Consider the following 21,270-nt stretch of genomic DNA (forward strand, 5'->3'; position numbering starts at 1 on the left):
GTGAATCACATGAGGATTTTGCATACGGCAGATTGGCATTTAGGAAAAACCCTTGAAGGCCGGAGCCGGCTTGATGAGCAAGCACAGTTTTTAGATGAGCTGTATCAAATCGTAAAAGACGAACACATTGATGTCATTGTCATGGCTGGAGACGCCTTTGATACAGTGAATCCACCTGCTAGAGCAGAACAGCTTTTTTATGAAAGTCTATCCGCCTTATCTGATAAAGGAAAACGTCAGGTCGTGGTCATCTCAGGCAACCATGATAATCCGGATCGACTATCTGCCGCATCGCCTTTAACAAATGATCAGGGGATTCATTTAATTGGATATCCGACAAATGACATCATCCGCGTCGATGTTCCTTCTTCGAGTGAACGTTTATCCATTGCAGCACTCGCTTATCCGTCTGAAGCGAGACTTAACGAGGTGCTGGCTGAAACATTTGAAGAGAAATTGCTTCGTGATCATTACAATTTAAAAATACAGCAAGCGTTCCAACATTTAAGCGCTCAATTTCAAGCCGATACGGTCAATATCGCAACAAGCCATATTTATGTGGCAGGAGGAAGTCAAACAGATTCAGAAAGACCGATTGAAGTAGGCGGTGCATATACCGTTGCGGCTGAAAGTCTGCCAGAAGCAGCCTGCTATGTGGCCCTTGGTCATTTGCACCGCCCGCAAACCATCAAACGTGCCAAAACGACTGCTCGCTATTCCGGGTCACCTCTTGCTTACAGCTTTTCTGAATCAGGATATGCCAAATCAGTCACGATTGTAGAGGCAAAACCTAATGAAAAAGCAAGCTGGAAGGAAGTGTTGTTATCAAGCGGAAAACCACTTGTGAAATGGAAGGCAACTGAAGGATTGAGCCAAGTACACGAGTGGCTGGATGAAAAACGGGATCTTCAGGCATGGATTGATTTAGAGATTCATTTAACAGATCAGCTCTCCATAGAAGAGATTCATCAGCTCCGAAAGCAGCATAGCGGGTTTGTCCATATTAGACCGAAATTTAAAGAACTTCAGCAAATGGAAGAACAAAAACAAGCCGAAAAGCTCTCAATCGAAGAGCGGTTCGTGAAATTTTATGAGCGCCAGACAGGCGGCGGTCTTCCTGATGAAAAAACAGTCAAGCTGTTTTTGGAGCTCGCCAATGAAATGCAAGAGGAGGAAGCGACTTGAAGCCGATTACACTAACCATTAAAGGACTTCATAGCTTCAGAGAAGAACAAACAATTGACTTTAGCTCATTATGTGATGCAGGTGTGTTTGGCATTTTTGGACCGACAGGAAGCGGAAAGTCGTCCATATTAGACGCTATGACCCTGGCACTTTATGGCAAAGTGGAACGTGCGTTAAATAATACACATGGTATTTTGAACCAAGCGGAAGAGAAGCTGTCAGTTTCCTTTACGTTCGCTTTACAAAAGGAACACCACATTTCTTATAAAGTCGAACGTGCTTTCAAGCGAGCAGATGAAATGAAAGTCAGAACGACACTATGCCGTCTGATTGAAATTGGAGATACGCAGACAGTTCTTGCAGATAAAGCGAGTGAGGTCAATCGTAAAATAGAAGAATTACTCGGGTTAACCATTGATGATTTTACGCGTGCGGTTGTCTTGCCCCAAGGGAAGTTTGCAGAATTCCTATCTTTAAAAGGAGCCGATAGACGACAAATGCTTCAGCGATTGTTTAACCTAGAGAAGTATGGGGATCAGCTCGTTAAACGTTTGCGCGCAAAGGCGCAGAATCAGTATGGACAAAAAAATGAACTGCTTGCTGAGCTGAATGGCTTAGGAGAAGCTGGCCCAGAGGCGCTCGCAAAGGCAAGGGAAGCGGCTGAGCAGGCAAAGGCTATTTTTCATGAGAAAAAACAAGCGCGGGATAAAGCGTTCACTGCTTTTACAAAGGCGCAAACAATTTGGCAGTATCAAAAGGAACGAGAAGCTTATGAGACGGAACTAAACCATCTGAATCAACTGGCACCATCAATGGAAGAGAAAAAGGCCAAGCTTCATATTGCTGAGCAGGCAGAGGCATTAAAGCCTTATGCGGATGCATTAACAAAGGCTGAAAATCAGCTTTCTCAAGCATTAAAAGAGAAGCAGGAAGCAGAAAATCAGCTGCTGCATCAACGAACGATCTATGATCAAATGACACAGAACTATGAGCAAGCAAGGCAAAAGAAAATAGAAACTGAGCCAGAACTTCTTCAAAAGAAAGAGCAGCTGCTTCAGCTAAAGGAAATTGAACGGAAAAAAGAGGCGGCTCTTCAGGAAAAGACGGCAATCGAACAGCGAAAAAACGATACAGCGCAGCAATTATTACAAAAAAAAGAAGAAGCAGACAATCTCCAATCTTTGTTAGAACGTGCACTGGCAAAACAAACACAGCTGAAGCGTGAGCTGGAGCAATTACAAGTCTCTGTAAAAGAACGGAAAAGTGTACAGGATGCTTTGCGTTTAAGCGAAAATGTTCAAAGAATACACCAAAGCATACACAAGGAAGAACAAAAGATGGAGGAGCTCAAAAAGCGATCATCACAGACCGCAGCAGCATTTGAAAAGCTTCAAAAACAGCAAAAAGACCATCATGAAAAAATAGACCAATCGTTTCAAGCGATTGAACAGCTCTATTTCTATGTATGTGAATTCGAACGGGCTTTTACAGAATGGAGTAAAAGAGAACAAAGTCAGAAGCTCGCAAAATTAAAACAGCGTGATGCTGTTAGGGCGGCAGAATTAAGAAAAGAATTAGCGGCAGAGCTCGTAGATGGTGAGCCATGTCCTGTTTGTGGATCGATTCATCATGACCCAAAGGCATTGGAAAACAATGACCATGAAGAAACAGTGGCACAAATCGATGAAGTGATTCAACGGATGGACACAGAGCTCAAGCAGGCAGAGGAATATACAAGAGACATGTATGCCGCCAAGCAGTTATTGGAAACGCACGCCAATCAATTAGTAAAGCAGTTTGCCTTTTTATCTCAGAAAGCTCCAGGTGCGGAAGTTGCAGCAGCAGTAGAAGCAGTGCAAAAGCCGGAGTCCTTGCAGTATCTCATGCAAGAATGGAAAGGCTTGAAACAAGATATTCAAGAAGTTGAACGTAAACGAGCTCGTTTAATGGATGAAACATATGATCAAGCAGCAGAGATAAGCAAGACGAAAGATCAAATGACATTTGATCAGCAGCGTATCGAAGAATTAGACGGGCTGATCAAGGAGCTTCAATCTGAGCTTTCAGAGCAAACGTCTCAATTTGAACAGGCCTTCCCGCACTTTACATTGCACCAAGTACAAGAGATGCAAAAGCAGATCGACGAAAAGGACCAGCAAGCGGAAGGCTATAAAGAGCGTATTGAGAAAAGTATTTCATTTTTGGAAGAAAAACAGCAGGCAAAAGAACAGCTGCAAACAGCCATATATGATGTAGAGAAGGAACTTGATAAACTAGCGCATCAGCTAGAAAGCCAGCAGCAGCTCATTTATCAATATGAAACAGATTTAGGGAGATATCCATTGAAAGCTGTCTCTATTTCTGAAGAGCTGATCGAGGTTGAACACACGCTTGCTCGTCTCAATGAAATGGAACAGCAATCGTACAAGCAATTACAGCACGCGCAGGAGCTCTTTAGTGAAGCACAAAGTCATTTTTCAAGCTGTGAGCGTCAGCTTCAAGAGGCTGACCGGAGAAAACAAGAAGCAAGTGCAGCATGGGCTAAAGAATCGGAGTCTTCTCCTTTTGATAAGCCTCAAGAGATTGAATCTGCTTTTATGAATCAGGCAGTACGTCACTCGGTTAAACAGGAAATTGACGAATTTGAGGATAAAAGAAAGCAATGTGCCGCAAACTTAAAGCGAATTTCTGAGCTGCTGAAAGATGAGTCACTAGATGAAAAGCAGTGGTCTGATATTCAACTGAGGAAAGAAGCGGCAGAGAAGGCATTGGAAGAAGCAACAGTGATGAGCGGCTCTGCATATGAACATCTGCGTGTAATGGAAGAGAATCACCAGCGATTTGCAAGTATTCATGAACGCTTGGCGGAGCTGCAGCAAGAAATTGATCGGCTCGATAAGCTGCAAACCGTGTTTAAAGGAAATACATTTGTTGAGTTCTTAGCAGAAGAACAGCTGGAAAGTGTCAGTCGTGATGCATCTGCCCGTCTTGGTATTTTGACAAGACAAAGGTATGCGATTGAAGTTGATTCAGAAGGCGGCTTTGTCATGCGTGATGATGCGAATGGCGGTGTCAGACGTCCAGTGTCCAGCTTGTCCGGCGGGGAAACCTTCCTGACGTCGCTTGCGCTTGCACTAGCTCTTTCAGCGCAGATTCAGCTGAGAGGTGAGTTCCCGCTGCAATTCTTTTTCCTTGATGAAGGCTTTGGTACCCTTGATCAAGACTTGCTCGATACAGTGATTACCGCATTAGAGAAATTACAGTCTCAAAACTTAGCTGTTGGTGTCATCAGCCATGTGGAAGAATTGAAAATGCGGCTGCCGAAAAAACTGATTGTCCATCCAGCAGATCCAAGCGGGAAAGGGACAACAGTCTCAATGGAATTAATGTAAATATTGAGGTGATGACGCGGTGGCAAAGCAAACAATTGGATTATGTGAGATGTGCGGAAGACAAGATGTCCTGCTCACAGAACATCACTTAACGCCAAGAGAAGAGGGCGGGGCTTTTTTACCGACTGCCTTCCTATGCATTCCTTGTCATAAACAAGTACATGCCCTCTTTACAAACCAGGAGCTTGCCGCACGTTTGAATACAATTGATGCGCTGAGGCAGGATGAAAAGCTTGCTTCGTACATCAAATGGATTCGGAAACAGCCGGCAAGCAAGCTGGTCAAAACGAAAAAATCGAGACAGCGCAGAAAAAAATAAGCATAAAAAAGCGCTCCTCTATTTGAAATGGGTGTAGAGGAGCTGCTTTATGCATTGCCTACCATATTCTGATCATTTAAGTCAGGATCCACATAGTTGGTGGCGCTAATGCCATTATTTAATATCAAGAAATCTCCGGTATTCCCCGCTCCAGAGCCTAAAGCAGATTTTGACGAACTTTTAGGCGACAGGTAGAATGAGTCACCGACGTTTACGACGCCTCCAGAAATAGAGTTAATGTAAATGGGTCCGACAATTGCTGGCATAATCGACATCCTTTATTCGAAGTCATATCACCATCATATGCGCAGGTAGGTCCATTTGTGAGTTTTGCGGACTTTCATCATTGCTAAACAGCTCTCTAATATGCTTCACTCGCGCAATGCCATTCATTCTACAAGTAGAGCCGATTTGATAGACAGAGGACGATGATACCCCTTCTACATGGATTGAAGACACTTTAATCACAGGCTTTTCATGGTAAAATGCCGTTCTCACTGATCGTTCTGGCAGCATCAATGGAATGGGCTCATAATACACTTCAAATTCTTTCGCATCTAAATTTTCTGCTTCATAGCCATAAAACAAACTAATGGTTCGTTGAACAGCTAAAACCTTGACTGCCGGGCACAGCTCTTGTGTATCACCAATTTGAACCACACTCGAAATCCCGACAGAATTCACCTTTGAGAACTTCACTTTAGATGTGCGCTTGATCATTATCGAGGTGCCAGAGGAACAAACGGGCCAATAATCAGTGATTCTGGCGGTGTATCGAAAATCGAGGATAATTGTACATGGTCTGTGTCCCCGATGATAAACAGGGAAGAGGACGAAACCCCGACTACTTTAATGCTTCCGGTCTCGATGTTGCGGTTGACAACTGTGAAATTCATCCGTTTTCCTCTCCTTTCGTTTCACTTGGAATATGGGCTAAAAAGTGCTCAATCGCCCGCTTTACATCATGCTTCACATATTCAGCAATTTGCTCTGAACGCTGCAGCGGTGTCATTTCTTCCCGGTGTGGCAGCTGTCCCGCATAGTATTTGATCCTGCTGTCAATTTGCTTGCGAATATCCTCAATGATATGGTGTTTGTTGCTTTCATCGAGGGACCCTTCATATCGCTGTTCTAGTTCTTCAAGAAGTTCTGGGGCTTCTTCATTTAAAAATGCATCGACAAGCTGCCGTGTTTGATTGAAAAATTGATCAGCCATTTCTTGCTGCATCATTCCAATTCCCGGGGTTGTTGTTTGGCCCACTTCAAAGTTTTGAACACTGTTTGGATCAGATGGATTGAGGCCGATATTCAGCGTTCCTTCCAGCCGTTCGATTTTCAGTTGATCAAATTGATAATCAATCCGTTCAATATTCGTTGTCGGTTTATCTTTGATCATTTGTATTTCCTGCTGAAGCTCGTTAAGCCTTTTTTCAAGCATCATGATTTGTTGCGAGTGTTTTTGAATGATGCCATATACCTGTGAAGCGTTGCTCTGATAATCATACATTTACATACACCTCCGGGGATTGCAGATGACTTAAGTTGTTGGTGACTGAAGCGGTACAAAAGGTGCTGTGCTTGCGCCTTGAGATTCTTCAATTCCTTGTGTACCTGCTGCGGCAGGCGCTGCTTCTACGTAGCTTCCCGTGTTATACAGGTTGGAAAGGGCCTTGATGGATCCAGCACTCCCAATTTGCAGAACAGAGGAGTTACTTACAGACTCTACACGTAAATAATTAATTTGTATCGCTTGATTAATATAGAAGTTCAACGGATCCTCACTCCTTACAAGTTACCAACAAGCGGTTGATCAATGACATCACTGTCGTACGTATTTGTCACACTTTTGTAGTTGCTAATTCGCAATTGATCACCAGTATTAAAACTGCCTGCGCCAGCAAACGTTTTAACCTGACTATTTGGAGAAATAGTGATGCAGTCTCCAACATGAACGACTCCGCTCGTTCCGACGGCATTTACTTTAAAGGCTCCCACAATAGCCGGCATAGCGGTGCACATCCTTTATAAAATTAGGGCACTTGTTTTGGGCGTTTCACCATAGCTTATGATGGGTCTTTTAATGTGTGATTGTCTTTTTGAAAGCTTTTGATGAGAGGAATTAGATGTATGGTTTACCCTTTTTTTGAGCAATCTTTAGAGGTGGATTTGATGCCTTTATTTAAGAGTGTGTCAAGCTCTTGACTGCACCTGATCGTTTCTTCGGCATTCATCCCGAATTTTTTTGCAGTCTCAATTAAATGTAATCTTTTTTGTTCAATTTCATAATTGATCATAACGGACGCCAACTCTCACATTTTTTATCAAATAGAAGGATATGGTTAGTATACCCTATTTTTCTATAAAAAAAGCTGTTTCGTCAATATGAGTAATAAAGTGACAAAATTCGAAAGTGTTCTTACGTACCAAAAATCTCTTTTTTGATCTCAGTCTGTAAATAACGTCGTCTTTTGTTGATATATTGCCGGATTAAGTCTCTTTCAGACTGCAAGATGTCTTTTCGGCCTTTCGTATATGGATCATCTCCAATTCGATCCTCAATCGATTCATGCCATTTCTCTATGATTGGGCAGAGCCGGTCTTCTACAAAATGTGTATCGAGTACATGCTGGAAAAGTGTGTAATAGGCTCTTTTAAACGAAGGGATATCTAGTAATCTAGCAGTTAATGTATTAAACCCGTTTACTGGGATATAATCAAACGGCATTTCTTCTCCATGAATGTCACGACCCCATGTTGCATCATAATCCCAAGGAAGTACTTGAAACCTCCCTTGTTCATTTACATAAAGAGCGTAGTTATGAACAAAACCATCAAAGTTTTGTGTGCATACCACACCGATGAGCCAGCGGAAATATTGTGTCACATCTAGGTATTGTTCAATTTTTTCTGCAAAAGTGTCATCTTTCGCTGTGTTGAGAAAGTAAATAAATTCGCTCAGCTGCTGATCATGTTGAGAAGTCCCCGTTTTTTTCTCATATCCGAGAAGAAGGTGCTTTTTTGGTTTTTTATCAAAAGAACTCAAAAGGGAGAAGTTCGCGTCATCATCAACCGCATAATAAATGCCGCCTCCTGAAAGCTGCCGTTTTTGAAGAAAGAACTCATCGACAGATTCTATTTTCAAATAAATCCCTTCTTTTCTTCCATTTATGGTGAGAAACACATGAGAAGCGGCTGGGCTATGCACCCCCATCTGCTCAAAGAAATAAAAGGACAGCCTGTTTCGGATAAACGACGGATCATTGTACTCTGCATTTAAATGAAAGATGGATTCGCCTTGTCTTTGTTTTGGCTTTCGGTATTCAATTTGATAGGACTTTTTCTTAAGCTTTCTAATGTGCGATCCGCGGTATGAAGCATAAATATGTGATTTGGTTTGGCCGGTTTTTAGAATAGCTTCAACAGGTTCATCGTTCCAAATGTCTTTTTTTAATTCAATCAGGTCCTTTGGATGAATCCACATATCAAGTTGTTTTAAAGGTTCTGTGTTCATATGTTCATCAGCCTCCTATATGCTCTTCTTTACGATATGAAAGTGAAGGAATGTCCTGTACCGGCTGGTAGGTATTCATGGAGTTTTCAAGGAAAGAGGCATTCGTCACGAACACTTGTCTACCGAGTCTCGTAACATAAAGCAGAGAAGATAAACAGCTTTGTCTGTTTGTTTTGTCGAAGATAGACTGGGAGGGGAATTGTTCGTGAGTACATTTGATCATTCACACATTGAACATGCAGTAGCTTCACTTCGAAGTGAGGGACGTGATCATCACTTAGATCGTGAACCAGAATCGAGACGTTCGCATAAGTCAGCTCGTTCTCGTCATTCAAGTCGCGGTCATTGGTTCTTTGGCGGTGGTGGACGCCGTAAATCACGCCGCAGTAAAAAAAGCTACAGAAGCTATCGTTCAAAGAAAAGTTATCGCTCTAAGAAAAGCTATCGTTCGAAGAAAAGCATGAAGAGTAAAAAGTCATATAAAAGCAAAAAATCTTACAGAAGCAAAAAGAGCGAACCGAAAAAGTCACATCGCAGCAAATGCAGATCTCATCATAAGAAGAGCTGCCGCAAGTCACACCGCAGCAAATGCAGATCGCACCATAAGAAGAGCTGCCGCAAGTCACACCGCAGCAAATGCAGATCTCATCATAAGAAGAGCCGAAAGTCGCGCCGCAGCCATAGATCTAAACGTTCTCATCACCATAAACGCAGCCGCTCTTGCCGAAGATGTGGAAAGAAGTCGCATCGTTCCAGAAATAGAGGAAATGTTGAGCGTAAATGGGATCAAGGGAACATGTGGGAGTATCGCCGTTTCCGCTAAGCATTCAATCATCATTTTTGAAACCCTTTTTAAAAGAGAGTATGATAAAAAAGGGTTTTTTTATTTCGTAGAGAAATAAAATGAGACATCATAACTTAGCGAAATGAAGATTGTGAGGGGAAGACATGAAGTTTTTTACAGGTGAGATACATAGCAGCATGTTTATTGGGGTAGTCATTGATGATGAATGGGTGATGGACGTCAAAAAGGCAGAAGCCAAATTATTTGAGCTTGAGACACTGCCAAACTCTTTATCTGAGTGTATCAAAATGGGGGACAAGTTTGTTGAACATGTAGGACAGCTTCTTGATTGGGCTGAGAAAAAAGAAGAAGACCGCGGTTCTTATGTATATCCGCTTTCGGACGTGAAACTCCATGCGCCGATTCCAAAGCCGTCTAAAAACATCATGTGTGTCGGAAAGAATTATCAAGACCATGTCATGGAGATGGGAAGTGCGGCGGATATTCCTAAAGACGTGATGATTTTTACAAAGGCACCTACTTCTGTCATTGGACACGGAGCGGACATTCTTCTTCATGAAGGTGTGACCAGTGAACTGGATTATGAAGGAGAGCTTGCCATTGTGATGGGCAAATCAGGGAAAAACATTGCTCCTGAAGAGGTCCAAGATTATATATTCGGTTACACCATTTTAAATGATGTGACGGCAAGAGATTTGCAGAAAAAACATAAACAATTTTTCATTGGCAAGAGCTTAGATGCTACCTGTCCGATAGGACCTTATATCGTTCATAAGTCAATGATCGAGGACCATGGTGCGCTCCATGTGGAAACAAAGGTAAACGGAGAGGTTCGTCAGTCTGCCAGTACGGAATTAATGATCTTCACAATTGAAGACATTGTCTCCACTCTTTCAAAAGGGATGACATTAGAAGCGGGTGACATCATTGCAACAGGTACACCTTCTGGGGTAGGGAAGGGCTTTGAACCGCCTAAGTTTTTAGCTTCTGGAGATCGAATTGACATCACAATTGAGCCGATTGGAACGCTGACAAATCACGTCAAATAAAGCGCGTGATGACACAGGATTGTCGCTTTGTGTTCGACTTATTTCGTGGTACGATGAGAAGGTACTTGTTCTGATAAAGGGGGAAATCACAAATGGGAACACATTTACATATCACAGCATGGGTGCTGGGGATTATTTTATTCTTCGTAGCCTTTGCTCTTGCAGGTAAAAACGACAAAGGCGCTAAAATTGTGCACATGATCGTTCGCTTATTCTACTTGATCATTATCGCAACAGGCGTAGAATTGTATGTTCGCACAGGAATGAAAATTCCAGGTTTCGGGGGCGAGTATATTGGAAAAATGATTCTCGGTATCCTCGTGATCGGTTTCATGGAAATGGTCCTAGTGCGCAAGAAAAAAGGAAAATCGGTGACTGGTGTGTTGATTGGGTTTATCGTATTTGCGATTGTGACCATTCTTCTCGGTTTACGTCTGCCGATCGGTTTCCATATCTTTTAATATAAAAAGGGCATTGCTTATACGAAGCAGTGTCCTTTTTATGTGGCATCAAATTGTGAAACGATCCGTTGTCCGTCTGAAGTGGTCCATTCAAAACGAATGTGGCTGGCTGCAGGCTCATAGTGACATTGAAGTGCAAGTGATTGCGTATCTGTCGAAAACTGAAAGAAAGAGACGCGCTGCATTGAATAAAAGGAGGAGAAGACACAATCATAGACGGAAAAACCAAGCTGCTCTACCTGTTCAAGGATGTGATCAAAAACGTTTTCCGGTACGAACATGAGAAGATCAAGCCATCCTTTGGCAAGGGACGCCGTATATTGAATGTTTTCTCCTCCCTGTACTTCTATTAGTTGCCCGTTTTCATGAAGAATCATAGAACCGAGCAATTCCCCTTTTGTCCATTGGTCATTTTCCTTCAAACAGATCATTGTGCTTTGAAGACTTTCTGGCAGCATGATCTCTCCTTCTTCATCTTCAATCAGACAATGCCCGTTTTCAATGAGCAAATACCCGTTACACCATCTTCGGCTGCAGCGTTCAAGCTGCTTCATTCGATTTTCCATTTGCAAAAGCTCCTTTCTTCTTTCTTTTCTTACCAAATCAAGCTTGTCCTATACGCCGGGAAAAAAGGACAAATCAACTATCAAGGAAACGATGCATAAACTAAGAAAGGCTGAATGAGAACACTTGAGGAAAAACGGATGGGAGCTGATGATGATGTGTGGAATTACAGGCTGGGCAGACTTTAAAAAGCAGCTCATCCAACAGGATCATGTAATCAATCAAATGACAGATACATTATCTAAAAGAGGGCCAGATGATACAAATACGTGGAAAAGTGAGCACGTTCTTTTCGGGCATAAAAGGTTAGCGGTGGTAGATGTAGAAGGCGGAAAGCAGCCGATGACATATACACATCAAAACCATGCTTATACGATTGTATACAATGGAGAGCTCTATAACACGGAGGATATAAGAAAAGAATTATTAAAAAGGGGGCACCGCTTTCTTGGGCATTCTGATACAGAAGTTCTTCTTCATGCCTATACAGAATGGAAGGAAGAGTGTGTCTCCCATTTTAATGGCATTTTTGCATTTGTGATCTGGGATAGTGAGCGTGAATTGTTATTTGCAGGGAGAGACCGGCTAGGTGTCAAGCCATTTTTCTATACAGAACGTCATCATTCCTTCTTATTTGGTTCAGAGATCAAAGCACTTCTTGCTCATCCTGATATCAAAGCAAAAGTCGATTATGAAGGGCTGTCGGAGATCTTTGGCTTAGGACCGTCAAGAACACCAGGTCAAGGAGTGTTTAAAGGGATAAAAGAGCTGAGACCTGCACATGCCTTGACCTTTTCAAAAGACGGACTGCGCGTGTGGAGATATTGGAATGTCAAAAGCAAGGAGCATACCGACTCACTTGATGACACCGCACAGCACATTAAGCATCTCTTTACAGATGCCGTGACAAGACAGCTCGTCTCTGATGTGCCTGTATGTACATTTTTATCTGGTGGCGTCGATTCTAGTGCCATTACTGCCATTGCCGCTAAGCACTTTGAGAAAATAGGGGAAGCACCGCTTCATACGTATTCCATTGACTACGAAGGAAACGATCAATTCTTTGAGGCAAATCAATTCCAGCCGAATGCTGACGGCCCATGGATTGATCAAATGACAAAAGCGTTTCAAACGAATCATCACAGCTGTATCATTGGACAAAAAGAGCTCGCTTCCTATCTGAAGGAAGCCGTTGAGGTTCGAGACTTACCGGGTATGGCAGATATTGATTCTTCCTTGCTTTGGTTTTGCCGAGAAATTAAAAAGGACTTCGTTGTTGGCTTGTCAGGTGAATGTGCTGATGAAATCTTTGGCGGCTACCCTTGGTTCCATATGGAAAATGAAACGAATGGTTTTCCGTGGATGAGATCGACTGAAGCGAGAACTCAGCTCCTGCAAGACTCGTGGCAAAAAAAGCTGTCACTTAAGGAATACGCGCAAAGCAAATATGAAGAAACGGTGGCAGAAACGCCTCTTTTAGATGGAGAAACTGGCGTTGATAAAGCCCGTAGAGAACTTTTTTACTTAAATATGATCTGGTTTATGACAACACTGCTTGATCGAAAAGATCGAATGAGTATGGGGGCTAGTCTTGAGGTACGTGTGCCATTTGCAGATCATCGTCTTGTCGAATATGTGTGGAATATTCCTTGGGAAATGAAAATGCATGGAAATCGTGAAAAAGGGGTTTTACGAAAAGCATTAGAGGGAATTTTACCGAATGAAGTGCTTTATCGAAAGAAGAGTCCTTATCCGAAAACACATCATCCAGCCTATACTCAGGCTGTGAAAGAGATGCTAACAGACTGCCTCGCGCAAAAAGACTCTGTACTTCACGAATTTTTAGACCCACATCAATTAAAGCAGCTGATTGAAACGGAAGGAGCTTCTTTTCATGTGCCATGGTATGGCCAGCTCATGAAGGGCCCGCAGTTGATTGCCCATCTTGCACAGATTCATCATTGGTTTGAAACGTATCGAATTGATATAGAAGCGTAATAAAGGGTCGGCTTTCTTGCACTTGTTGAAAGGAAGCCGGCTTTTTTGATACATAACATGAGACTTTTTGAGCACATCAAAAGTTGATCTAATCTTTCTAATTTGTATAATTAACTTAAAGTGAATTAATTTGGAGGAAAAAGGATAATGAAAATCATTGTGATCGGAGCGGGACCAGGGGGCCTTGCAGCAGCTATGATGCTTCAAAGCAAAGGACATGATGTTCATGTATACGAAAAACAGCCCTTTGTTGGCGGGCGTAACGCTAAGTTTCAACTTGGTGATTTCACGTTTGATACAGGTCCTACCTTTCTCAGCATGATTCATATTGCAGAGGAGCTGTTCACCTTTGCTGGTAAAAATCTTTATGACTATATTGATGTGATTGAATTAAAAGAGATGTATAGATTAATATTTCAAGACAATCAGCTCGATATGATTCGGGATCGCGATGAAATGTACAAACGATTAGAAGCCTTTGCACCTGGTGAGGGCGAAGGGTATCTAAGATTTATGAAGGATACAAAGCGCAAAATGGATCGTTTGACACCAATTCTACAAAGTAAAATGGACCGCTTTCATCATTACCTTCGCCTGAAGGTGATCAAAGCACTTCCACAGCTTTCACTAAATAAAAGTTTGTATGATGTGCTGTCAGACTATTTTTCGAATGAATCAGTGAAATATGCTTTTACATTTCAATCAAAGTACTTAGGAATGTCCCCGTGGGAATGCCCTGGTGCGTTCTCGATCCTTTCGTTTATGGAACATGACACAGGTGTATTTCATCCGAAGGGCGGTGTCAATCAGCTGTCAGAAGCGATGGCAAAGGCCGCGCTTGAAGCTGGAGCAGAGATTCATCTGTCAGCTGGCGTCGAAAAGCTGCTCACGGAGGGAAGGAAAGTAAAAGGCATTCGTTTAGAATCTGGGGAAGAAATACAAGCAGATGAGGTTGTCGTCAATGGAGACTTTGCACATGTGATGACAAAGCTTGTCGAGCCAGGACTCTTAAAGAAATATAGCGAGAGGAAATTAAAAAAGAAAAAATTCTCTTGCTCTACCTTTATGCTTTATTTAGGACTGGATACCATATATGATGAGCCGCATCATACCATCGTTTTTTCCGATGATTATGCTAGATTTGTCAAAGGCATTACGAAAACATATGAGCTGCCAGATGACCCGTCTATTTATATTCAAAATGCAAGTGTAACCGATGACTCACTTGCTCCAAAAGGAAAATCAGCTCTTTATGTGCTGGCTCCAGTTGCCAATAACCAAAGCGGTATTGATTGGGAGGCGCATCAACATGAATTTAGAGAGCTTGTGCTGGATACATTGGAGCGGAAAACAGGCTTTCAGAATGTGAGACAGCATATAGAAGTCGAGCGGATGATCACACCGAAGCAATGGGAGGAAGACCTTTACGTATATGAAGGAGCTACATTTAACCTCGGCCACCAGCTGACGCAGATGATGGTCCTAAGGCCGCACAATGAATTTGATGAATTAAAGCACTGCTGGCTCGTTGGAGGAGGAACACATCCAGGAAGCGGACTGCCAACCATTTTAGAATCAGCACGTATCACGACAAATGCCATTCTTAAAAAAGAGAAACATTCACACAAAACAATGCCGCATCAAGAAAAGGGGAGCGCCTCATGAAAAAACATATATTAATTGCAGGCGGCGGTATTGGCGGAATGATCTCAGCGCTTTATTTAAAAAAAGCGGGACATGATGTCACCCTTGTCGAAAAAAATGAACGGCTTGGCGGGAGACTTGCTTTTGTACGTGAGAAAGGATATAAAGTAGATGAAGGTCCGACCATTGTCCTACTTCCTGACATGTTAAAAGGCATTTTACATGAGGTAGGAATTGACGATTCATCTCTTGATCTGCTGCAGCTTGATCCGCTGTACACAATTCAATATCAAGATGGAACCTCCTATACGAAATACTCTGATGCACTTCGTCAGCTAGATGAAATCAGACGTGTATTTCCAAAGGAAGATCAAGGGTTCCTGAGGTTTATGGAAGAAATGACAGACCGGTTTCAAGAAGGGCAGCAAGCCTTTCTAGAAAAATCATTTCACGAAAAACGTACATTTTTTACAAAAGCGAATATGAAGATTTTAATGAAATTAAAGGCGTATCGAACGGTACAAAGTGCTCTGAAAAAATATTTCTCAGACGAACGCCTGCGAGATGCATACGCACTTCAAACCCTCTATGTTGGGGGAAACCCGTATGAAGCATCGGCTATTTATTCGCTTGTGTCCTATAGTGAGCACGCGCATGGAATCTACTATTTAAAAGGCGGATATGCGAGTTTAGTAGATATATTGGAAGGGCAGCTCATCAAAATGGGTGTGCATGTAAGAAAAAATGAAGAAGTCACGCAATTGGTGTTTGAGGGGAAACGGGCAGTCAAAGCTAAAGTAAATGATGAATATGAAACCGCTGATGCATTTGTGATCAATGGAGATTATCCAGCTGCGTTAAAACAGCTTGGTTTAGACGAACAAGATTGCCGTAAATACGTGCCGTCCTCTGGCTGCGTGATGGTGTATCTCGGGTTAAACAAGATGTATCAAGAAGCACCTGTTCATCAATTTTTTATGGGAGAACACTTTGATCAGCATATGAAAGAAGTTTTTCAAACGAAAACGATTCCTCAAGACCCGTCGTTTTATACATTTAATCCATCGATCATTGATCCATCTCTTGCCCCAGAAGGCTGCAGTGTTCTATACATGCTCGTTCCCGTTCCTTCAGGAGATCATATCAACTGGGAAGAGGAGACAGAGTTTGTCGAGAAGATGGTGGATGTCCTTGAGAAAAGAGGCTTTCCGAGATTGCGAGAGTCGATTGTCTGGAAAAAGGTCAGAACACCGAATGATTCCTTGCGAGAAGGATTGTTTGAAGGCGGCAGCTTTGGACTTGCGCCTAATTTGTTTCAATCAGGTGTCTTCCGCCCGCAAGTGAAGGTCAGTGAGACAGATAATCTTTATGCGGCAGGTGCTTCCATCCATCCGGGCGGCGGGGTGCCGATCGTGATGCAAAGTGCGAAGCTTATGGCTTCTGTACTACTAAAAGATTTGAATGATAGAAAGGAAGTGAAGCTAAGTGGTTGATGTACAAACAGCATTAAAAGTGTGTGAGGAAACCATTCAAACCCATTCAAAAACGTTTTACCGGGCCTTTTCCATGCTGCCTAAAAAGAAAAGACAGGCCGTCTGGGCCGTATATTCCTTTTGCCGTAGAGCAGATGACATTGTAGATGAATCTCCTTCGCCAAAAGAGGACCTTGCATCCTTTCGGGAGACGTTTGATCGATTTTTACAAGGTGAGGTAGACCGGAATGATCCAATATGGGTGGCGCTAGAGCATACATTTCAAGAGTTTCGGATGGATGAAGCCCCGTTCCGTGACCTGCTCCAAGGACAGGAGATGGATTTAGAGCAGCAGCGATACGAAACGTTGGATGAACTGCTCATCTATTCCTATCATGTTGCTAGTACAGTTGGGCTTATGCTCCTTCCCATTATTGCACCGCGTAAAAAAGAGCAGCTAAAAGAAGCAGCCATTTCGTTAGGGATTGCTATGCAGCTAACCAACATCCTTCGAGATATCGGCGAAGATCAGGCTGAAAGAGACCGCATTTATTTGCCAAAGCAAGTGATGGATCAATTCGGGTACACAGAGCAAGAATTGCAGGAAGGGATTGTGAATCAAGCCTTCCAGCACGTCTGGGAGTACATTGCCTTTGAGGCAGAGGCATACTACGAGGAGTTTTTTGACCATCTTCATGAATTCCCGCTCTATTCACGAATACCGGTGAAAGCAGCAGCCTACTTTTATAAAGCCATTTTAGATAAAACAAGAGAAAACGAATACCGCGTCTTTACAGAGCGAGCATTTATTTCAAAACAGGAAAAAGCACTTATTTTAGAAGATATTACGTAAAAAAGGACTGCACCCGCAGTCCTTTTTATGTGGAAGAAAAACGATACTCCGTCCATACTCTGGAACGCCAGCGCCTATACATGAAGATACCTCTTACCCATTCATCCACAATAAAAGAAATCCAAACCCCGATGAGCCCCATTTCAAACTGAATGCCTAACAAATAAGCGATCGGAAGCCCAATTCCCCACATTGAAATCATCGCCATATACACTGGAAACTTCGCGTCACCAGCAGCCCGCAATGAATTAATAATGACCATATTAAAAGAGCGTCCCGGCTCTAAAATGATCGTCAATAGGAGAAGTGTGGCGGCGATTTCAATGATTTCACGATTGCTAGTGAAAAAGGTAAGCAAATGCGTCGATGATAAAGATAAAGCAGTGGAAGAAAGAAGAGAGATCCCAATGGCCCAGTATAAGCTTTTCATACATCTGCGGTAGGCAGCATCAAATTCTTTCGCTCCAATATGGCGCCCGATTAAAATCTGTGTCCCTTGGCTAATCGCTGCACCAAACAACATAATAAACATCATCAAATTTTGAGTGTAGACCTTTGCGGCTAAAGCCTGCGTCCCCATAAATGTAATAAACAGTGTAATAATCATTTGAGAGCCGTTATAAGAAAGCTGCTCTCCAGCAGAAGGAATGCCAATTTTCAGCAGCTTTCTTAAATGCGTCCGCTGGATGTGAAACATACTCTTCAGTGAAAAGTGCAATCCAATTCGGCGGCGGACAATGAGGATCATCGCCATCAATCCGATCAAACGAGCCAGCGAGGTTGAAAAGGCAACACCCATGACACCTAATACAGGAAAGCCAAACGGACCAAAAATGACCAAATAATTGCCGGCAACGTTGAGCAAATTCATTCCGATGGTGACATACATCGTGTCTCTTGTATATCCGTAGCTTTTTAAAATAGCACTATACGTCATAATGAGTGCTTGAATAAAAGAAAGCAGGCCGACAATTTGTAAAAAGACCGCCGCATCCGGCATGAGTTCACTTGATAAGCCCATCATGTGCAGGATTGGAACAGCTAACACAAACATGAGGAGACTAATGACAAAGCTGATCAAGAAGTTGGTTCCTAGTGAGACATAGGCGACTTGAGTCGCTTCCTGCTTGCGGTCAGCTCCTAAAAGCTGCGCAATCACAATGGTCGTTCCTGTTGTAATGAAGCTGAACATGACAATTAATAAATTCAGGAGCTGATTGCTTACACCTACTGCGGCCACACTGTTATCGGAGTATTGGCTGAGCATAAGTGTATCAGCGCTCCCCATGAGCATATATAAAGAGATTTCGATAAAAATAGGCCAAGTTAATGCAAATAATGAAGGGTGTGTTTTCTCATCTTTGGCTTGAACCTTTTCATATGACAGGGTTTGAGATTTCATCACATAGCCTCCTTTCGTATAAATCCGATTTATAGTGTACCGTGCATCGACTATAATAAGAAGAGATGAAACCGAAACTTATTGGAGAAATCCGACTTCATAAGGGGATGAATATGGATCGATTTATTACATTTACTGTACCGCCGTTTCCTATTTATATTGCTTCAGGTAAAGGGGTATTTCATCAAGGAGAAAGACATATCTCAAGAACCTTCACTGTATTTGATCTGCTCTATGTCACAAAAGGTGAACTATGGATGACAGAGGGCGAGGAGGCTTTTCATGTAAAAGAAGGTGAATATATGATTCTCTCACCGGGCCTGTCTCATGGTGGACATCTGCCATGTGAAGAGGAAACGCACTATGAGTGGCTGCATTTCTCAATTGACCGATTTGAGCTGACGAACCGGCCGAGAGAACACTGGATTGATATGAAACAAAATCAAGCGACCTTCGAAAAGCCGGCAACCTATGAATTTAGTCTGCCCCGTTTAGGAAAAGTGAAAGGGCGAAGTGTGTTAAAAAAACACCTTTCAGCGATGAGAGCACTAAATCATGATGCATCTGAACTTCCGCTGAAAAAACAGCTATTATTTGAGGAAATGCTCATTCACCTGCAAAAGGAAGCATTCCATATTCCAAGTGCAAAGGAGACTGTCGCATCAGAAGTGGTTCATTATCTTGAGCATCACTTTATGGAGAAATTACACATGGAGCAGCTTGCAGAGAAACTGCACTATCATCCTGATTACATGACAAGATGTATGCAGACGGTGTATGGATTGACGCCAAACCAGTACAGCCATCGACTCAAAATCGAAAAAGCCAAAAGCATGCTGGCCTCAACGAATGAAAAAATCGCTGCCATTGCAGATCATGTAGGTATTGACGACCCTACTTATTTTTCTAAGCTGTTTCGGCAAAATGAAGGCATGACGCCGATCGAGTACCGTCATTTAGCAAAAAGAACGACAAAGTAAAGGAACGTGAACAGATGAAAAAAGAAAAGGAAGAGCTTGTGAACATACGTCCATTAACCGAAACGGACTTAGAAACGGTGTGGCATTTAAAATTTAAAGCATCAGACCAGTCCTATCGAAAATGGAATGCCCCTTATTTTTATGAACACGAAATCCCGCTTGCTGCATTTAAGAAACGGTACTTACAGGAAGAATCCATTCCTCAAAAGCTATATGGCATTGAAATAGATGGTGATATCAAAGGCACCGTATCATATTATTGGGAGAATGAACGTACGAGGTGGCTTGAATGCGGTATTATCATTTATGATTCACGCTTTTGGAACGGGGGTATTGGGACAAAGGCATTAAATCTTTGGATTGATGTGTTATTTACGCATATTGATATCCCTCGAATTGGTTTAACAACTTGGTCAGGGAATGAACGGATGATGCGGTGCGCAGAGAATTGCGGATTTATCCTTGAGGGGAGACTGAGAAAGGTCCGTTATTATCAAGGGGTTTATTATGATTCAATGCGCTACGGAATGTTGAGAGAAGAATGGAGAAGCCTTCCGCGGAACAATGATAAAATATTTTAGGACAAAAGTATTGTATGTTTGAATAAACTGAAAAAAATCGGTTTTTCAAGCGAATAATAGAAAATGTGTTTTTTTACATAAGGGGGAATTTAAATATGAGATTAACGGGTCTATTCGTTTCACTTGCTGTTGCCATCTATTTATGGTTTGATGCGCCAAAACATAACAAAGACAAATGGCTGTGGGCTGTTTTAGGCGTGCTATTTAGCACCATCGTACTTGGTATTTATTTGATCAAGACAGAGAGGAAGGGGCTGGGCTGGACGATCTTGATTTTAACCATCTTGTTTTATCTCATGCTGCTCATCTCTGTTTTGATCGGTGTTATTCTTTTTTATCAGGCGCCTTCATGAAGAAGGGCCTTTTTCTTTTACCTTTTGAGCCGGTACACCAGCAATGACGATCTGCTCTTCATGAAAGGAACGATTCACCACGGCATTTGCTCCGATTGAAATATGATTTGCAATGTAAATGTCTCCAAACAGCTTAGCACCGGGGCCAACCCATACGTGATCTCCAATGGTTGGTACATCCTTTTCGGAATGGTTTTGGCCAATATTCACCCCTTGATGAATATCACAAAATGCCCCAATTTTTGCGTGCTTATTCACAATTAAGAGACCACTATGATTGATTCTAAGGCCGGGGCCAAAGACGCCAATCGGAATATCAAAGCCAAGCTGCATGCCTTTCTTTTTATGTAAATAGCGATAAAACCATTTGCGCAGTAGAGCGCCGCTATTAGAATAGTATTCATATTTTCGCAAATACCTTTGATATTTCCATATATCGTCCCCAAACCACTTTGGCCTTTTGCGCGTGATCGCTAATGCTATCTTATCCTGCGTTAAGTAATGGTGAAGATCGTGCTTTGTAAAAATCATCAAATTCCCCTCCATTCCTTTATGTTTCAGAGAAATTATACCATCCAAACCATTTATATCAAGAAAAAATGATGTTACTTCTTCAATTTTCTACCTTCATTTCATCCAAATTTCTTCATTAAATAAGCGCTTTGAGTTGAGTAGAACAAAAGAACCAGGAAGAATGATTT

23 protein-coding genes are annotated in these 21,270 nt (G+C 42.3%); 12 read left to right on the forward strand and 11 right to left on the reverse strand.

The window, feature by feature from the left end; all coding sequences use genetic code 11:
* The first annotated feature begins 9 nt into the window (after nucleotides 1-9).
* The 3 genes from sbcD to NSQ34_RS05190 are packed head-to-tail and all read left to right on the forward strand — an operon-like array spanning nucleotide 10 to nucleotide 4,896.
* On the forward strand, nucleotides 10-1,185 hold the full coding sequence (sbcD, locus tag NSQ34_RS05180; RefSeq protein ID WP_024426531.1) for an exonuclease subunit SbcD: 1,176 nt from the start codon (nucleotides 10-12) through the stop codon (nucleotides 1,183-1,185).
* Complete coding sequence (locus NSQ34_RS05185; RefSeq protein WP_111927183.1) at nucleotides 1,182-4,577, forward strand: SMC family ATPase; 3,396 nt, start codon at nucleotides 1,182-1,184, stop codon at nucleotides 4,575-4,577. The genes sbcD and NSQ34_RS05185 overlap by 4 nt, the downstream gene beginning before the upstream one ends.
* 19 nt (nucleotides 4,578-4,596) lie before the next feature.
* Entirely contained in the window at nucleotides 4,597-4,896 is a 300-nt protein-coding gene (locus tag NSQ34_RS05190) for a hypothetical protein (protein WP_034282144.1), read from the forward strand.
* A 47-nt stretch (nucleotides 4,897-4,943) separates the two neighbouring features.
* Here the strand turns inward: NSQ34_RS05190 and NSQ34_RS05195 are convergent, their stop codons facing one another.
* The 8 genes from NSQ34_RS05195 to NSQ34_RS05230 all read right to left on the reverse strand — a co-directional run bounded on the left by NSQ34_RS05195 (nucleotide 4,944) and on the right by NSQ34_RS05230 (nucleotide 8,407).
* Nucleotides 4,944-5,162, reverse strand: coding sequence for a spore germination protein (locus tag NSQ34_RS05195; RefSeq protein ID WP_003211468.1), 219 nt, complete (start codon nucleotides 5,160-5,162; stop codon nucleotides 4,944-4,946).
* A gap of 22 nt (nucleotides 5,163-5,184) precedes the next feature.
* Complete coding sequence (locus tag NSQ34_RS05200) at nucleotides 5,185-5,616, reverse strand: spore germination protein GerPE (RefSeq protein ID WP_061109643.1); 432 nt, start codon at nucleotides 5,614-5,616, stop codon at nucleotides 5,185-5,187.
* A complete protein-coding gene (locus tag NSQ34_RS05205; RefSeq protein ID WP_003210893.1) occupies nucleotides 5,616-5,792 on the reverse strand; it encodes a germination protein GerPD in 177 nt (58 codons plus the stop codon). The genes NSQ34_RS05200 and NSQ34_RS05205 overlap by 1 nt, the downstream gene beginning before the upstream one ends.
* The gene (locus NSQ34_RS05210) at nucleotides 5,789-6,403 is read right to left on the reverse strand and encodes a spore germination protein GerPC (RefSeq protein ID WP_041117065.1); all 615 of its coding nucleotides are present in this window, start codon (nucleotides 6,401-6,403) and stop codon (nucleotides 5,789-5,791) included. Before NSQ34_RS05210 ends, NSQ34_RS05205 begins: the two co-directional genes overlap by 4 nt.
* Nucleotides 6,404-6,433: 30 nt before the next feature.
* Nucleotides 6,434-6,667: a spore germination protein GerPB gene (locus tag NSQ34_RS05215; RefSeq protein WP_003210877.1), complete on the reverse strand. Its 234-nt coding sequence runs from the start codon at nucleotides 6,665-6,667 to the stop codon at nucleotides 6,434-6,436.
* A 14-nt stretch (nucleotides 6,668-6,681) separates the two neighbouring features.
* Nucleotides 6,682-6,903, reverse strand: coding sequence for a spore germination protein (locus tag NSQ34_RS05220; RefSeq protein WP_003211745.1), 222 nt, complete (start codon nucleotides 6,901-6,903; stop codon nucleotides 6,682-6,684).
* A 125-nt stretch (nucleotides 6,904-7,028) separates the two neighbouring features.
* A complete protein-coding gene (locus NSQ34_RS05225) occupies nucleotides 7,029-7,190 on the reverse strand; it encodes an aspartyl-phosphate phosphatase Spo0E family protein (protein ID WP_029707539.1) in 162 nt (53 codons plus the stop codon).
* Between the two features lie 122 nt (nucleotides 7,191-7,312).
* Nucleotides 7,313-8,407 (reverse strand): CotH kinase family protein, encoded by a 1,095-nt coding sequence (locus NSQ34_RS05230; RefSeq protein WP_041117067.1) that lies wholly within the window; start codon nucleotides 8,405-8,407, stop codon nucleotides 7,313-7,315.
* A 948-nt stretch (nucleotides 8,408-9,355) separates the two neighbouring features.
* Between NSQ34_RS05230 and NSQ34_RS05235 the strand changes: the two genes are divergently transcribed.
* On the forward strand, nucleotides 9,356-10,261 hold the full coding sequence (locus NSQ34_RS05235) for a fumarylacetoacetate hydrolase family protein (RefSeq protein ID WP_061109645.1): 906 nt from the start codon (nucleotides 9,356-9,358) through the stop codon (nucleotides 10,259-10,261).
* A gap of 92 nt (nucleotides 10,262-10,353) precedes the next feature.
* Nucleotides 10,354-10,722 carry a YisL family protein gene (locus NSQ34_RS05240; RefSeq protein WP_034282135.1) on the forward strand — a complete coding sequence of 123 codons (369 nt, stop codon included), beginning with the start codon at nucleotides 10,354-10,356 and terminating at the stop codon, nucleotides 10,720-10,722.
* Nucleotides 10,723-10,760: 38 nt separating this feature from the next.
* Here the strand turns inward: NSQ34_RS05240 and NSQ34_RS05245 are convergent, their stop codons facing one another.
* Nucleotides 10,761-11,288, reverse strand: a complete 528-nt coding sequence (locus tag NSQ34_RS05245) for a DUF2777 family protein (RefSeq protein ID WP_041117073.1) — start codon at nucleotides 11,286-11,288, stop codon at nucleotides 10,761-10,763.
* A 154-nt stretch (nucleotides 11,289-11,442) separates the two neighbouring features.
* On the opposite strand from NSQ34_RS05245, the gene asnB reads away from it, so the two are divergent.
* From asnB to NSQ34_RS05265, 4 genes are all read left to right on the forward strand, one after another.
* Nucleotides 11,443-13,284, forward strand: a complete 1,842-nt coding sequence (asnB, locus tag NSQ34_RS05250; protein WP_041117075.1) for an asparagine synthase (glutamine-hydrolyzing) — start codon at nucleotides 11,443-11,445, stop codon at nucleotides 13,282-13,284.
* Between the two features lie 147 nt (nucleotides 13,285-13,431).
* A complete protein-coding gene (gene crtI / locus NSQ34_RS05255; RefSeq protein ID WP_098676797.1) occupies nucleotides 13,432-14,949 on the forward strand; it encodes a phytoene desaturase family protein in 1,518 nt (505 codons plus the stop codon).
* Entirely contained in the window at nucleotides 14,946-16,421 is a 1,476-nt protein-coding gene (crtI, locus tag NSQ34_RS05260) for a phytoene desaturase family protein (protein WP_176967531.1), read from the forward strand. The genes crtI (NSQ34_RS05255) and crtI (NSQ34_RS05260) overlap by 4 nt, the downstream gene beginning before the upstream one ends.
* Nucleotides 16,414-17,253, forward strand: coding sequence for a phytoene/squalene synthase family protein (locus NSQ34_RS05265; RefSeq protein WP_034282127.1), 840 nt, complete (start codon nucleotides 16,414-16,416; stop codon nucleotides 17,251-17,253). The genes crtI (NSQ34_RS05260) and NSQ34_RS05265 overlap by 8 nt, the downstream gene beginning before the upstream one ends.
* Nucleotides 17,254-17,278: 25 nt before the next feature.
* On the opposite strand, the gene NSQ34_RS05270 is transcribed toward NSQ34_RS05265, so the two are convergent.
* Entirely contained in the window at nucleotides 17,279-18,655 is a 1,377-nt protein-coding gene (locus tag NSQ34_RS05270; RefSeq protein ID WP_081124235.1) for an MATE family efflux transporter, read from the reverse strand.
* A 113-nt stretch (nucleotides 18,656-18,768) separates the two neighbouring features.
* Between NSQ34_RS05270 and NSQ34_RS05275 the strand changes: the two genes are divergently transcribed.
* From NSQ34_RS05275 to NSQ34_RS05285, 3 genes are all read left to right on the forward strand, one after another.
* Nucleotides 18,769-19,635 carry an AraC family transcriptional regulator gene (locus NSQ34_RS05275; RefSeq protein ID WP_041117083.1) on the forward strand — a complete coding sequence of 289 codons (867 nt, stop codon included), beginning with the start codon at nucleotides 18,769-18,771 and terminating at the stop codon, nucleotides 19,633-19,635.
* A 14-nt stretch (nucleotides 19,636-19,649) separates the two neighbouring features.
* The gene (locus NSQ34_RS05280) at nucleotides 19,650-20,216 is read left to right on the forward strand and encodes a GNAT family protein (protein ID WP_098676798.1); all 567 of its coding nucleotides are present in this window, start codon (nucleotides 19,650-19,652) and stop codon (nucleotides 20,214-20,216) included.
* A 95-nt stretch (nucleotides 20,217-20,311) separates the two neighbouring features.
* Nucleotides 20,312-20,569, forward strand: a complete 258-nt coding sequence (locus tag NSQ34_RS05285; RefSeq protein ID WP_034282121.1) for a hypothetical protein — start codon at nucleotides 20,312-20,314, stop codon at nucleotides 20,567-20,569.
* Here NSQ34_RS05285 and NSQ34_RS05290 read toward each other — a convergent pair.
* Complete coding sequence (locus tag NSQ34_RS05290) at nucleotides 20,564-21,100, reverse strand: serine acetyltransferase (protein WP_101677384.1); 537 nt, start codon at nucleotides 21,098-21,100, stop codon at nucleotides 20,564-20,566. The two genes, NSQ34_RS05285 and NSQ34_RS05290, sit on opposite strands and share 6 nt — an antisense overlap.
* Nucleotides 21,101-21,270: the final 170 nt, after the last annotated feature.

It is taken from the genome of Bacillus sp. FSL P2-0069, from assembly GCF_038593315.1.
GTDB classification, from domain to species: domain Bacteria; phylum Bacillota; class Bacilli; order Bacillales; family Bacillaceae; genus Bacillus; species Bacillus safensis.